The following is a 13,445-nucleotide window of genomic DNA, read 5'->3' as shown; positions in this document are numbered from 1 at the left end:
TTTTATAAGTTGTGTTTTGATGCATTTGTTTTCCCGCTCTCAGGTCAGTATTTTTAGAGCGGTTGTGAGGTGAGATAGCCGCCGGCTGTTTGACTTTTTAGTTCCAGAGAGAGATGGTCCAGGTGAATTATGACATCGTATGTGAGGCAAATGTTGCAAAAGGGCCCATTACACGCTCGGATCATCGAGCGATTCGACGATATGTCCGAGCAGTTGCAGCAAGCGGCTCGACACATATTGGAACATCCTCAGGAGGTGGCGCTCGTTTCGATGCGCGAACTCGCGCGCAATGCCGGTGTTCAGCCATCGACAATGACGCGGTTGGCGAAGTTTCTTGAATTCTCAGGATATGAAGATTTCCGAGAGCAGCACGCCGACGTCATCAGGGTGAGCGCCGACGGCTTTGCGGCCCGGGCTTTACAAAGAGATGAAGGGGCAGCGAATGGTGAGGGCTTGGCTTATAGGATGCTCCAAGGTCTCTCGGCGCAGATCGATCGGCTCCGCGACCCTGATACGATTTCGCGTTTGGATACAATGGCAGACCACTTGGCAAAAGCCAGGCGGATTTTCGTGCTCGGCTTGCGCTCTTGCCACTCGGTGGCGTGGCACTTTCACTACGTCATGACCTTGCTCGGCGAAAAAACTGTCCACTTGGATGGTCCCGCGGGAACAAGCGGCGACCCCCTCATCCGCGCAACTCATGAGGACGTGCTTTTGGCGATTTCCATCAATCCTTATTCGCTTCAGACCCTTGAGCTTGCCGAGGCCGCTCGTGAGAAGGGACTGCCCATCCTGGCGATCACCGACAGCGAAGTGTCTCCCCTAGTGACAATTGCCGAGCACGTTGTCTTCTTCCCTACTGAAAGCCAAACATTCTTTCACACGCTGGCGCCGGCGCTGGCCGTCTCTGAAGTTTTATGTGGTCTACTGGCGAGCCGAGACCGTGCGGCGGCGTTGAAGGAGTTGAAGCTCGCCGACCGCCATCTTTCCGCGCTGAACACGTATGCGACGTCCATTCCGCGACGGAAGATTTAGCGACATTGACGAGGCCGGCTACTCGCGCAATGGCCGTCTTCGAGCAACTCCCCACCTCGGCCACTGCGATTGACGTCTCTCGGACATCCATCGATGTCCAATCAGTAAACCTCAGGCGGTTGCGGCCGAATTAATCCGTGAAATGGCCTGACAGTAGAACGTAGCGTGCCGTCACTGGCGGCATGACGTCTGAATGCGTCAATGAGCTCAGAGCTTGCCGAGAAAGCCACATTGGCACCATCGGGTCGGATCACAATGGACGGATAAGATCCGTTAGGCTGTCAATGGCGCGCGGGGCAATCTCCGAGCAAAGAGCCCGTCCTCGAGTTCGCTCCGGGACAGGCAATTAGTTTCACGGCCGCGAGCTACGGAGCCGGCATGCGTGTGGTGCCTTAGGTCGCGGCGACCGGAGCACTCTTCAACGCCCCTCTTCCACGCCAGAGCGTGAAATAAAGCGCAACCAGCCAGACGATTGGCAACATTGTCAACAAAGCGCCAACGGCCGCGATCGTCGGGTCAAGTTGCTGCTTCAGGTTTTCTAGCATTTTCAATGGCAATGTCGGGATCGCATAGCCGCTGACAAACGACGTGATAATGACCTCATCGAAAGAAGCCAGGAACGCGAACAAAGCGCCGCCGATGATACCTGAGCGGATCAACGGGAGGGTAACCCGCATGAAGGTCTGTGTCGGCCCGGCGCGCATGCTCATTGCCGCCTGTTCCAGCCTCCTGTCGAACCCTGCGAGTGTCGCTAGGACGATGACAACGACATAACCGATGGCTCCGATCGTCTGGCCCAGGACAATCCCGGTATTCGTTCCAACCAATCCTAGTTTGGCCAGCCCGGTATAGACAGCAACACCAACAACAATAATTGGGAAGGTAATCGGCGTCAGGATCACCATGGTTAGACCCGAGCGCAACCGCGACGAGCACCGGCTGAGGCCAAACGCCGCCAATGTGCCGACTATGGTCGATACCACGCTGACAATTACGCCGAATTGGAAGCTGTTCCACAATGCGCCGATCCACGAGGGGTCATTGAAGAACGAATAGTACCATCTGAGCGAAACAGCCTTAGGCGGGAACTCGAGGAACTCCCCTGCATTGAACGAGACAATGATCACGATGAAACCGGGCGCCAATAGATAGATGACAACGACGGCAAGGAATGCTGCCCCCGCAATCTTCGACCATGGGGTTTCCCGCTGCGCTTGATGGAGCTTTCCTGCCCAGCGTCGCGCTCGATACGGGACAAGAAACTCGTTGAGATAACGGGATGCCTTGTCGAATGACGGCAATTTACGTCGTCGGACGTTCTGCTCGCTCGACGCAGGCTGTCCATGCGCGCCGGCGAGATTTACGCCCGCGACGGAAAGAACCGCGAGCGCCATCGCCAACAGTATAAAGGCTGCCGCGGCGGTCGCCGCCATGTTCAACGATGTTGTAAGCTGGGAGTTGATGAGGGTTGAAAGCATGGTGTCGCCCAAGCCGCCCAGTGCTTGGGGCGTGATGTAAAAGCCCAGGCAAACAACAAAAACCAATATGCAGCCGCTTCGAACACCCGGGATACTAAGTGGTACGAAGACCCGGAGGAAGGCGGTGAACGGCTTTGCACCCATGCTGCGAGCAGCAGCCATCAAGGAAGTATCAATGCTCATCATCACGCTGACAATCGGCAAAATCATCATGGGCAACATGATGTGCACCATACCAACGTAGACAGCGAAGCGATTATAGATGAGGGACAACGGGCTATCGATTATGCCCGAATTGAGCAACACGCGGTTGATCAATCCACTATCACCCAAGACGACCGTCCATGCGTAGGTCCGAACCAGAGCACTCGTCAACCAAGGTAGGAAGACAAGCACCAGGAGGATGGGTCGTGCACGGCCGGCGATGGTAATCAAATAGGCCGTCGGGTAGCCGATAATCAAACAAAGTGCCGTGGCTATGAAGCTGATCTTGAACGTCTGAATCAGGATCAGGACAAATGAGCGCTGTTCAAAAAAAGCGACATAATTCGCAAGTGACAGATTGGGCGCATTGAGGCTGGTCGCGAAAAGAAGGAGCATAGGTATGCCGAAAATCGCAAACAGCACAGCGAACGCTGGCAAAGTAAGCAATATCGGCGTGGACCGGATTCTCTGAAGTGTTGTCATAGATGCTGTCCTTCCGCTTTACGCAGCGACAAACCGGATGTCGGACCGAAGCCAATCAAGGCGAACCTCTTCGCTCGGACGAAAGACTTGCTGGCCAGAGGCGACATGTTCGCGCGCGATCAGCGTCGCGTTCCCAACCCGCACCCGGTATTTCCTCAAGGGGCCAGCATAGATCATATCGTCCACGATCCCCGAAACGGACTGTCTTTGATCGGCATCTGCGCGCCTTGCTGCTGAAGGCGCGCTGACGCAAACGCGTTCGGGCCGCAGCATTGAAACCATACCGGAAGAAGGAACAACGTCCGATTCAATCTTGAAATCAACGCTTTCGAGGATATTTGCTTCACCCAAGAAGTTGGCGACAAAGCGCGTTTTGGGACGATCGTACAAGGCCTCCGGTGTATCGATCTGCTCGATTTGACCAGCGCGCATCACGACGATGCGGTCCGAGAGCGTGAGTGCTTCTTCTTGGTCGTGGGTGACGCAGATGGTGGTTTTCCCAAACTCCTTGTGCAGTTCTTTGATTTCTACTTGCATCTGCTCGCGCAGGTTACGATCGAGGGCGCCAAGTGGCTCATCCAGCAGCAAAATCGGTGGATCAGCGATCAAGGCGCGCGCGACGGCCACGCGTTGTTGCTGGCCCCCACTCAATTGTGATGGCATGCGCTCGCCAAATTCACCCAGACGAACGCGTTCAAGCATTCGTTTGACCCGCGACGCTCTGTCAGAGGCTCTGATGCCGCGCATTTCGAGGGGGAATTCCAAGTTGCGATGCACCGTGAGGTGCGGGAAAAGTGCATAACTCTGGAAGACAATACCTTGGTCGCGGCGGTAAGACGGGACCTCGGACACGGACTTGCCGGAAATGAGGATGTCTCCTCCGGTGGGGGCCGTGAAGCCGGCGAGCAGCATCAACGCTGTCGTTTTGCCAGAACCGCTCGGTCCAAGAATCGTAAGGAACTCGCCGCGCGAAACAGAAAGGGAGATATCCTTAACCGCAGCAACGGCCCCATACATCTTGGTAACATTGCGAAATTCGATTTGAGCGGTATCGGGAAGCTTCTGCAACACTTCGTCCTCGGCAGGAAGATGATTTTTTAGATTCAAGTTCATTACGATACTCCAGCAGGACCGATGAGCAACTTCGGCAAGCAGTCCCGTAAGGCAGGTAGTGGGATGAGGTGGCGCTGTCTTTGCCGGCCGGAGCCGACTGGACGAGCGCCACCGATAGATCGTTGGGGACAGAGGATTACTGAAGAATCCACTCGTTCCAACGCTGCACGAGCCGCTCCTTGTTCGACTTTCCGTCCGATCCAACCTCGGCATACCATTTGGCGTTCATAGCGAAGCTGATGGCCTCGTAGTCGGGATGCGATGCCAGTTTTCGGGCGTTATCGTCGGGAATCAATTTGAAGGCGTTCTTGTTCGTCGGGCCCTGCGCGATCAGCTTTGCAAACTCGGCCTGTCGGTCCGGGCGGCTTGTTAGCGCGACAAATTTTTGAGCATTTTCGGTATTTGGGCTGCCCTTCGGAATGCACCAATAGTCCGTTGTCAGCTTCGCCTGGTTGCGGTTGATCTCGATTGGCCCACCTTCATCAATAAGGGTAAGTGCGCGCGCGTCATAGGACTGCACGATGTCGGCGATGTTGTCTCGCATGATCTGCAGAACTTCCGACCCGCTCGTCCACCATTTGCGAATGTGCGGCTTGATCTTATCCAAGCTTGCAAACACGCGGTCGATATCCATCGGGTAGAGCTTATCCATCGGAACGCCATCCGCGAGCAACGCTTCTTCCCAAGGACCACTCCCGTATTCGCCGGTATTGATGGAGCGAACGCCAGGGAACTTCTCGACGTCCCAGAACTCCGCCCAGGTAGTCGGCCGGGGCTTTCCTGCCGGGAACTTCTTCGTGTTCCAGACCATATTCACCGAGTATACGTACGAAGCGAAGCCGTTTGGTTGCCTCCAGTTGTCGGCGATTGCTTCAAGGTCTTCCTTCTTCCAGATCGAATAATCGATCTTTTCAAGGTAGCCCTTGGCAGTGAGTGGATCGACATTGGTTTGACCAAGGTTGACGACGTCGGCCGAAACGTTTTTGGTGTCGACCATCATCGCAATCTGTGTCGATGAGAAGTCCGCATTGACTCGCGTCACCTTGACTCCGGTCTCGGCCTCAAAGGGCCCTACGTAAGCCTTCATCACCGCATCGCCCCAGTTACCGCCGCTCATGTTGACTTTGAGCTCGCCGGTGGAGGCGGCCTTTGCGCGGCCGGCCGCGGAAGCCAACGCGCCTACCGCAATTACAGTCGAAGTAGCCTGCATGAACCGCCGGCGATTTATCAGAATGCTCATCTCGTTCTCCCTCTTTTAATCCCTTGCACATGGCGCAAGGGGATCTCACTTCATCAGCTTACGGCGAACACGACCCGGCGATGTCAGGCCAAAGCACGCGGTTTCCGCGTTGCGACACTCGGTCCCGCATTCCACCAAAGAGGTGGCGCATAAACGATTGCAGTGTTCGGGCAGCGGCCTCCTCGACCGCTACCATCTATTTCCTAGCGCAACGCGATGAGGAATGCAACAAATGTTTTATAATGCTCAATATGCATCAAGCGTATTATTGAGGTGCGGACATAAGTCGTCGCAGCTCACCATCTGCCGAACACTGCTGCCGACGCCAAGCCCTACGGCAGCGCCTGCAGACGCGTTAGCCCCGAGGACGGCTTTCTCCTTGCGTGATCCAATTGGATCATTGACAAAATAGTAACTCATATGTTTCATTCGATTTCAAAGAGGCTGATTCAGCTGCGTAAACGCGGTTGCTGATCGGCATCAACTCACTCAGCGAACCGCCGGTCGAAGACTCCAGGTAAGCTTTCAGGAAACAGAGAAGAGGTCAGATGGCATACTTGGGCAACGATGTGCGTGAGTATCGGTACAAACTACTAAATGAGCTGATGGATCGCGAAAACCTGGATGCTGTCGCTTTCGCAAGCACAGAATTCTTTCAGTTCGCGACCAACTTCCAAACGGATGTCACCACGTGGGAGCGGCCAATTCTGTGTGTCGTCCCGAGAAACGGCGCGCCGTTTGTTGTCCTGAATGAGCTTTCGACCAACAATTGGCGATATGCGCACGAAGAAGGGCGCCTCTGGGTATCCGACACAAGCTTCTATGCGGAGCATCCAGTCCTCTCCAATCGAATGCATCTTGTGCATGAATGGCCGGAGATGGTTGCTGAAAAGCTACGGAGTGCAGGCCTCGGGAGAGGTCGCATTGGGACCGATGTTGGCGGCGGTCCATTGCAGAAGGCGTTCGCGCTGCTACCTGAGGCCCGTCCTCTAATTAAGACGCAAGAGTTTCGTTCGCTTCGTTGGGTGAAGCATCCCGAAGAGATCGCACTCATGCGAGAAATAGCAGGCTTGACCGACTGGTTACAGGATCGCTACCGGGAGAATATCCGTCCAGGACGGCTTCTGATGGAACTGGACATGATGGTGGGAGCCGAGTTCGCTCAGGAGGCCGCACGACGCTTTCCAGCGCAGGACGTTGCCTTGCTCGACCTGTGGTCGATCTCAGGTCCACCGTCGGCAGCTCCACACGGGGATGGCAAGCGATCCGGTGCGACCCTCGAAAAAGGACACGTGATGATCAACTTGATTATCCCGCGCATCAATGGAGTGGTCGTGGAGAATGAGCGGACCTGGTTCTGTGGCAAGCCAGATACTCGGCAGGAACGCTTCTTCGAGGTCGCGCTCGCTGCAAATGAAGCTGGAATTGAAGCCGCTGTGGCGGGTAGACCGGTATCCGGAATAGACGCAGCAGCGCAGGCGATAATCGAAAAAGCGGGATTTGGAAGCTACATCATGCACCGGACAGGCCACGGCATGGGCTTGTTGTGCCACGAGTACCCCGGAGATATGGCATTCAATTACCGTGCCTTGCTCGAAAACGAAGTTTATTCGGTCGAGCCCGGATTGTATGTTTATGGACTTGGCGGCTTCCGACAAGACGATACGGTCGTCATCGGGGAAAAGCCTGAAGTGCTGACGCGGGCGCCCAAGGATCTACGAAGCCAGACTGTTCTGTGACACTTCGTCTCGATAGGATCAGCCAATCAAAGCTCTAGTCGCGGCTGTGATTTTGCCGCTTTACCGTCTGGCTACCGCTTCAGTGGAGCGGTAGCACGCCCAGGGCGGCCGAAAAGCTTACCATGAAGCTGCCTGTGCTGGTGGCTGTCGCTCTCGCTAACAAGATTGCACCCGGCATTCGCAGGCGGAGCAGATGGATCGGTATCATGGTGTCGACGATGATTTACATCGCACGGTTTCGAAGGTTGCTTAAACCCACAGGACCTTTCTCAGGAATGATCAACGACGCCCCTCCGACACCCCGCAATGATAAGTTAAATGCCGCAAAATACGACATAATGATACATATGTCGCACAATCACAGGAGCGTATGCATGACCGATTCTCGCCTCCAGGCCCATGCCGAGCCGAACGAAAATCCAGTATACCGCCTTGATCTCAGTGCCAAAGCTGCAGGCAGAGAGAAACTCGGCCCATTGGAATCGACGTATGTATATGCGCACGAAGGTGTCAGGCTCGCTTTGGACGTGGTTCGTCCGATGGGCGATAGCGCGGATCACAAGCGCAACATCATCTTAGTTATGACCTGTTATGGGCGCGGAAAGAATGGCGAGACATCCAATCAATATGCGGATTTGTTCGTTCCGGAAGGCTATGCGGTGGTTGTTGGAGATGTTCGCGGTACCGGCGCCTCGTTCGGCGTTTGGCCAGGTCACCGCTCGCGCGAAGAAATCCTCGACTTTAGTTACGTGTTAGACTGGATCGCTTCACAGCCTTGGTCGACAGGCAACGTGCTTGCGTATGGCGTGTCATATACCGCCAACTCCGCAGACCTTATCGCGTCGAGAAACCATCCCGCCCTGAAAGGCATCGTGCCGCGCTATGTCGACTACGACATCTTTTTCGAAACCTATCCAGGAGGTGTTCCGAACCTTACCCTCGACAGGTGGAGTCGGTTGGTCGAATCCTTGAACAGAGACGAAAACAGCGAGATCAATGCTGATCGCGCCTCAACTCTCCGTGCAGGAATTCGTCCGGTGGGAAGCCAGGCGGAGTTGACCGCCGCGCTGCAAGAACACGCGCGCGCGCCGTCATTCCAGCCGGTTGAACAAACCACATCTTTTGACGATTGGCTGAGCAGACGCTCTGGGTTTGATTTCTCTCCACAAGCGTCGGCCGACCTTATTTCGCAATCGGGGGTCCCCATACAAAATTGGGGCAGTTGGTTCGATTCTGGGTCGCCCCTCGGATCTATTCGTCGGTTTCTGCTCCAATCAAACCCGATGAACATCATTCTTGGTCCGTGGAACCACGGCGGCCGCAAACCATATGACCCGCTGCGTACTGATGTTCAAGACTACGCTCCGATTATGGCGGTGCAACACGCAAATGATATTCGATTCATTGACGCGTGTTTCACGGGCCAGGCTGCTCTGCAGGCCGATAAAGTCATTCACTACTACACTTGCGGCGAGGGATCCTGGAAGTCCACGCGCTCATGGCCAGTCCCGGCCGTCCGACAAAGATGGCATATAGCAAGTGGCTCGCGCTTGAGCTCATCGCCCAGTGACACGGGCTACGACACGCTGCAGGTTGACCGTGAACTGGGGGACGTCCTCTCAAACAGATGGGACACCAATGGTGGCATTGGAACATGGGAAATCGATTATGGAGATCGCCGACAGTTCGACGCCGCTCGACTGGCGTATACGAGCGACCCACTGCAGAGCGATATGGAGATCACCGGGCATCCAGTTGTGGATCTGAACATAACCTCAACCCGCGAAGACGGTATTTTCTTCGTCTATTTGGAAGCAGTGAAACCCGACGGAACTTCCTGCTACCTTACAGAGGGCCAGTTGCGTGCGCGTCATCGGAAAGTATGGGCTGCCTCGCCTTTCGCCGCGCTCGGACCACAACAAAGCTATCTGGAAAGCGACGCCGAACCGCTCACGCCAGGCGAACCGACCAGATTGGCGTTTATGTTGCTACCGATGTCGGCGCTCATTCCAGCGGGCTATAGCTTGAGGGTGTGCGTTGCGGGAAGCGAGAGCACGAGTTTCGCCAATATACCCGCTGACGGAGCACCGCCGCAGCTCCAATTCCATCGCGGTCCTCACGGTTGTTACATCGACTTGCCTGTTGTTGAGCGGTGAGGCGCGGTCTTCACCTATCCGATAAAGAGACCGGCGGCGCTTATTTTGTGTCGCCTCCAGCAAAAGGGGTAATTCCCGACCCGACACGCGATCGGACTAGTCGAGCTTTCGCTCGAAGATGCCGCGGAGAGCTTTAGAAATCATTCCCGTTCGGGTGGAGCGCTGTCGGGCGAACTCAAAAGTCCGCGCCGCCTGCGAATAGATCGCGGATCCCAAACGACTGGCCTTCAACGTAAATCATAAGCGTCGTTTCCAGCCGGGCATTTCAATCAGCAAGGAAAGCAGGCGCGAGAGCCTGCGCATATAGGCCTGCGAGATCACACATTTCGAAGGTATAATGCTCGGGAGCATTCAAGAGGTTGATCCAACCTATGACCTCGTTCCGCCAAACAACTGCGGTATTTAACACACCCACGAGACCCATTTTGATCAATGTTTCGTGATCGGCAAAGTAGCGCTTCATGTCTGCACTATCTCTGCCTAGAAAGTGACGACCAGCGCCGACACGCCTACTCCACTCGTCATCGGCGAGGGGTTTCGTTCCTCCGAGGGGACTGTAATTGAGGTCGGTCGAGTAGATACGCCGCATAACACCCGCGGCTCGATCAACCTTAAGAAGGGTAAAGAGCTTATGGCCAAATTCTTCCTGGAAAGCCTTCTCTGCCAATGCCATTAAGGCTTCGGAGTCCGACAGGCGGCCGGCGCGATCGTGGAATGCGACCAGACGTTGATATTGATCGTCTCTCAGCTGATAGCTCATATCTTTCCTTGCAATTTTCGGCTTTGTGAGATTTTTCACCTGACCGGGCCTTGAACAGACCGGGTGCAGTTTTTTGAAGTGACTGATCGTCCTATCCGGCAGCGACGGGGCAGTGGAGCGGAGCCGCCTCCATCAATCCCGAGGTGCAGCCTGTCGCGACCAAGCCGGCAGGAGATGCCCAGCCTCACGCGCCCGTGGGCTCGATCCGAACGACGGCGACGCTCCGCTCGAGACCATAGGGCAGCATTAGACGACGTGCATCGTTCCGCTTAGTGCATCTCGCTCGTAACGAGCCGCATGTATCCGCCACTCGATGCGGTCTGGGAAAAGCTCGAAAATGCTCGTCGCGAGAGTCCGGGAGTCTTTCCGATCTTTGAAGATCGGAGTGGTCTGATCGAACAGCACCGCTTCTGCTCCACCTGCCAACGCGCCTTCGGCGATCATCCGATCCGCCGCTGCTTGCCGTTCTCGGGAGGATGCACCGATGGTCTGCTTCAGCCCACTGAACTCGCTGGCGAGCAGATGGTTGGCATGTGCTCGTGGCTCAGCAACCTCTACCACGACGCAGCCTGAAGCCGGCGCCTCGACAGAGAATACCTTGCCGGTCTTCGCGTCGCCGAGAGTGTGATGGAATCCGCAGGAGCGGTCATTACGCTTCAAAATACCGACGGCCTCCTCCAAGCTTTTTGCATCAAGGATGGCGCGGCAGAGAACCTGTCGGGGCACGCCAGGTTTTTGGTCGTTCGGGGTGATTTCATTGATCGTCTGGGCCAGGCCGGTCTCGTTCAGGCCGAAGGTACCGCCCGGGAGGATGCCCGCGGTCATAAAGCTGCTCCACGCCGGCCCCTCATCAGGCTCAATCTCCACCCAGAAATTGGCACCGAGAGATTCGGGCTCGCCATCCTCATTGTGGGCGATAACCGCCGGTCCGTTGCCTTCCGCTGGGATTAGAACAGTCGTGCAGCCCATTCCAGCAACGGCTTTCACCGCCGAGGCGGCTTCTGGAATTTGCAGGTCGGTCTGGCAATTCAATAGGAAGATGGTCTCGACATCCTTGCCGGCACCCTCTGCAATCCCCTCGATTTCGCGCATGTAGCGTGGATATGCCGCGCGGGCTGCAGCTTCCAAATTCTTCAAATATTCCGATCCACGCCATCGAGCATCTAGAGCGCGAAATTGCTCCGTGCCAAGCCGATACTCAAGGAAGCTTGTGGCATTGGCCTTCCCGAGCGCACAACCAATCGAGAAGGCGTCGCCCTTGGCGTGCACACTGGTTATGAGGTTTTTTGTCATTGAGTTCTCTGCTTTCCGCTTACTGTCAGTATGTTGTCGGAGAGACTGCTGGCGCTGCCGTCAGAAGTGGGAGAGCGTTTGGTTTTCAGGTCGTGGCTCCCCTTCCGCTGCCAGGCCGCTCAGCCCAAATTCATTGGGGCGCGTCGAGGCTATGTATCTGTATACATCATTTGATACAAATTAATGCTTTATGAGTCAATTGCTTCATTCTCCGACTGAAAAGTTGTGTCGGCCCCCGGCTCTACGGCGCTCTTGCTAGATCGCTGATGCAATACCCCGGCCAGCCAAGGCAACGAGAGGATCCCTGAAGCAATTACGATCACTCAAGGGTGCAAAGGTCTGAGCGGTCGTTATTGTGACGGTAGTACACGAGTATTCTTCGGACCGCGTGATTACCGATATCGCCAGTAGGCTGGGTGATGCTCCATCCCACCGTGCGCCGATCAAAACATCGCACCAGATCCGTCAAACAAAAAATTTACAAGATCTTTACGTCCGCAATTCGCTGAGGATGGTACGTTCACTGCAGATCTGTGGCCGGGCGTAGCTAGCAAGGTTGATGCGGATACGCTCGGACCGCCGCACATCCCGCAACGGAGGGTCAGCAGTCAATGGCAAGAAGAGCGCTTATCCTGCTTGAAGGCAACGGACATGGTACTGGTGAGCAATATGTCCAAGCTGCCAAGAGTTTTGGCCTTCATCCAATTACCCTATCGACCGATCCAGCTCAGTACCCCTATCTCGCAGCGGGAGGTGTTGAAGCAATCCAAGTCGATACAGACAATCTCCATGCGCTGATCAACGAATGCTCTCGGCTGCGTAAGACCTACGAAATTGTTGGCATTACAAGCGCCGAGGAGAAGGTCTATGCGACCGCCGGAAAGCTCTGCCAGCAATTCGATTTACCGGGACCCAACCCCGCTTCGGTCGAACAATGCTGCGACAAATTCATTCAACGTCGCCTGCTCGCTGATGGAGGCGTTCCGATACCTGCTTATCGCCTAGCCACTAACGCGGCGGAGGTTGAAAGCTCTGCCGCGGAAATCGGCCTGCCAGTGGTGGTCAAGCCTGCGCTCGGGGGTATCGGCGGCATCGGTGTTCGACTGTGCCGAAACGTCGCCGAGTTGGCCGAACATACGGCCCATCTTTTGGGTGGGAAGCATACATGGCGGTCTTCACCGAAGATCCTGGTCGAAGAATTCGCACAGGGCCCGTTCTATGAAGCCGACACGATGGGAAATGAGGTCATTGGGATTAGCGCCGCCGATTTCGATCATCCGCCACATTTTCTATTTCGTGAGAGCATCTTTCCGGCCCTGCTGACTAACGATGAGCACGAGCGAATCTCCGACGTGGCGCTGCGCTGTTTGGGAGCTCTGGGACTTGGGTGGGGGCCAACCAACATTGAATTGCGGTGGACGACGCGCGGCCCAGTTGTAATAGAAGTCAATCCGCGTATTGCGGGCGGAACCTATCCTCGGCGGGCTCATCTGGCTTATGGTGTCGATCTCGTCACCGAGCACATTAAGCTTGCCACCGGCGTGGAATGTGACTTACGCACCACGTATCTCCAGACTGCAGCCGTGCGATTCCTACTCCCTGATCGCGATGGCACCCTCAGTTGGATCGACGGCGACAGTCGGGCGGCTGCCGTGTCGGGCGTTGTAGAGGTCAAATTTTATGTTAAGCCTAAGACGCAGATAGTCAGGAAAGGTGACTACCGGGACCGCATAGGACATGTGATCGCCGCTTCATCCAGCTTTGCACAGACCAAGGCCATACTTCAGCAAGCGGTCGGTCTAATCGATTGGTCGATCACGCCATTCTCTACCTCTGGCGAAGAAGAACACGCCCGTGCCGTTAAACTCCTCCAGCAGCCTCAAAGGCTCTAGGTAAAGGGCAATTCGCAATGAATATTGAGTTGCCCAGTGTAGATTGCAGAGA

Annotated in this window: 9 protein-coding genes; 4 read left to right on the top strand and 5 right to left on the bottom strand. The window is 55.5% G+C overall.

Going from position 1 to position 13,445, the window contains the following annotated elements; translation table 11 throughout:
• The first annotated feature begins 150 nt into the window (after positions 1-150).
• Positions 151-1,035: a MurR/RpiR family transcriptional regulator gene (locus ACXHXG_RS19765; protein ID WP_283054378.1), complete on the top strand. Its 885-nt coding sequence runs from the start codon at positions 151-153 to the stop codon at positions 1,033-1,035.
• A 392-nt stretch (positions 1,036-1,427) separates the two neighbouring features.
• Here the strand turns inward: ACXHXG_RS19765 and ACXHXG_RS19760 are convergent, their stop codons facing one another.
• The 3 genes from ACXHXG_RS19760 to ACXHXG_RS19750 all read right to left on the bottom strand — a co-directional run bounded on the left by ACXHXG_RS19760 (position 1,428) and on the right by ACXHXG_RS19750 (position 5,553).
• Positions 1,428-3,200 carry an ABC transporter permease subunit gene (locus ACXHXG_RS19760; protein WP_457900370.1) on the bottom strand — a complete coding sequence of 591 codons (1,773 nt, stop codon included), beginning with the start codon at positions 3,198-3,200 and terminating at the stop codon, positions 1,428-1,430.
• An 18-nt stretch (positions 3,201-3,218) separates the two neighbouring features.
• Positions 3,219-4,313, bottom strand: a complete 1,095-nt coding sequence (locus ACXHXG_RS19755) for an ABC transporter ATP-binding protein (RefSeq protein WP_457900369.1) — start codon at positions 4,311-4,313, stop codon at positions 3,219-3,221.
• 136 nt (positions 4,314-4,449) lie between these two features.
• Positions 4,450-5,553, bottom strand: a complete 1,104-nt coding sequence (locus ACXHXG_RS19750) for an ABC transporter substrate-binding protein (RefSeq protein WP_457900368.1) — start codon at positions 5,551-5,553, stop codon at positions 4,450-4,452.
• Between the two features lie 548 nt (positions 5,554-6,101).
• Between ACXHXG_RS19750 and ACXHXG_RS19745 the strand changes: the two genes are divergently transcribed.
• Positions 6,102-7,292: a M24 family metallopeptidase gene (locus ACXHXG_RS19745; RefSeq protein ID WP_457900367.1), complete on the top strand. Its 1,191-nt coding sequence runs from the start codon at positions 6,102-6,104 to the stop codon at positions 7,290-7,292.
• 374 nt (positions 7,293-7,666) lie between these two features.
• Complete coding sequence (locus ACXHXG_RS19740) at positions 7,667-9,448, top strand: CocE/NonD family hydrolase (RefSeq protein WP_457900366.1); 1,782 nt, start codon at positions 7,667-7,669, stop codon at positions 9,446-9,448.
• A gap of 265 nt (positions 9,449-9,713) precedes the next feature.
• On the opposite strand, the gene ACXHXG_RS19735 is transcribed toward ACXHXG_RS19740, so the two are convergent.
• Both ACXHXG_RS19735 and ACXHXG_RS19730 read right to left on the bottom strand, forming a co-directional pair.
• A complete protein-coding gene (locus tag ACXHXG_RS19735) occupies positions 9,714-10,208 on the bottom strand; it encodes a hypothetical protein (RefSeq protein ID WP_457900365.1) in 495 nt (164 codons plus the stop codon).
• Between the two features lie 246 nt (positions 10,209-10,454).
• Positions 10,455-11,501, bottom strand: a complete 1,047-nt coding sequence (locus ACXHXG_RS19730; RefSeq protein ID WP_457900364.1) for a C45 family autoproteolytic acyltransferase/hydrolase — start codon at positions 11,499-11,501, stop codon at positions 10,455-10,457.
• Positions 11,502-12,112: 611 nt separating this feature from the next.
• On the opposite strand from ACXHXG_RS19730, the gene ACXHXG_RS19725 reads away from it, so the two are divergent.
• Positions 12,113-13,393 carry an ATP-grasp domain-containing protein gene (locus ACXHXG_RS19725; protein WP_457900363.1) on the top strand — a complete coding sequence of 427 codons (1,281 nt, stop codon included), beginning with the start codon at positions 12,113-12,115 and terminating at the stop codon, positions 13,391-13,393.
• Positions 13,394-13,445: the final 52 nt, after the last annotated feature.

This window comes from Rhizobium sp. LEGMi-198b (assembly GCF_054114205.1).
This window is presented reverse-complemented; position numbering and strand designations above follow the sequence as displayed.